We start from the raw sequence: 1,091 nt of genomic DNA on the forward strand, positions 1-1,091 counted from the left end.
GACCCGGAGATCGCCGCGGCGGTCGATGCCGAGCTGAACCGTCAGCAGTCCACCCTGGAGATGATCGCCTCCGAGAACTTCGCGCCGGTCGCGGTGATGGAGGCGCAGGGCTCGGTCCTGACCAACAAGTACGCCGAGGGCTACCCGGGCCGCCGCTACTACGGCGGCTGCGAGCACGTGGATGTCGCCGAGCAGATCGCCATCGACCGGGTCAAGGCCCTGTTCGGCGCCGAGTACGCCAACGTCCAGCCGCACTCGGGTGCCTCCGCCAACCAGGCCGCGCTGTTCGCGCTGGCCTCCCCCGGCGACACCATCCTGGGCCTGGACCTGGCCCACGGCGGCCACCTCACCCACGGCATGCGGCTGAACTTCTCCGGCAAGCAGTTCAACGTGGTCGCCTACCACGTGGACGACGCCGGACTGGTCGACATGGCCGAGGTGGAGCGCCTCGCCAAGGAACACCGCCCCAAGGTGATCATCGCGGGCTGGTCCGCCTACCCGCGGCAGCTGGACTTCGCCGAGTTCCGCCGGATCGCGGACGAGGTCGAGGCCTTCCTGTGGGTCGACATGGCCCACTTCGCGGGCCTGGTCGCCGCCGGCCTGCACCCCAACCCGGTCGAGCACGCCGATGTCGTCACCTCCACCACGCACAAGACCCTCGGCGGGCCGCGCGGCGGGATCATCCTGGCGAAGCAGGCGTTCGCGAAGAAGCTCAACTCGTCCGTCTTCCCCGGCTTCCAGGGCGGTCCGCTGGAGCATGTGATCGCGGCGAAGGCGGTCTCCTTCAAGGTCGCCGCCTCCGAGGAGTTCAAGGAGCGCCAGGCGCGTACGGTGGAGGGAGCGCGGATCCTCGCCGAGCGGCTGACGGCCCCGGACGCCCGCGAGGCCGGTGTCAACGTGCTGTCCGGCGGCACCGACGTCCACCTCATCCTGGTCGACCTGCGCGCCTCCGAGCTGGACGGGCAGCAGGCCGAGGACCGTCTCCACGAGGTCGGCATCACCGTCAACCGCAACGCCGTCCCCAACGACCCGCGTCCCCCGATGGTCACCTCGGGCCTGCGGATCGGCACCCCGGCGCTGGCGACGCGTGG

1 protein-coding gene is annotated in these 1,091 nt (G+C 70.8%); it reads left to right on the plus strand.

Translation table 11 applies throughout. From position 1 onward, the window contains the following. Positions 1–1,091, plus strand: a 1,091-nt coding sequence (gene glyA / locus ACIOHP_RS49920) for a serine hydroxymethyltransferase (RefSeq protein ID WP_401898532.1), incomplete at both ends; no start/stop codon positions are given.

The sequence above is a fragment of the Streptomyces sp. NPDC087859 genome, from assembly GCF_044742595.1.
GTDB lineage: Bacteria > Actinomycetota > Actinomycetes > Streptomycetales > Streptomycetaceae > Streptomyces > Streptomyces canus_F.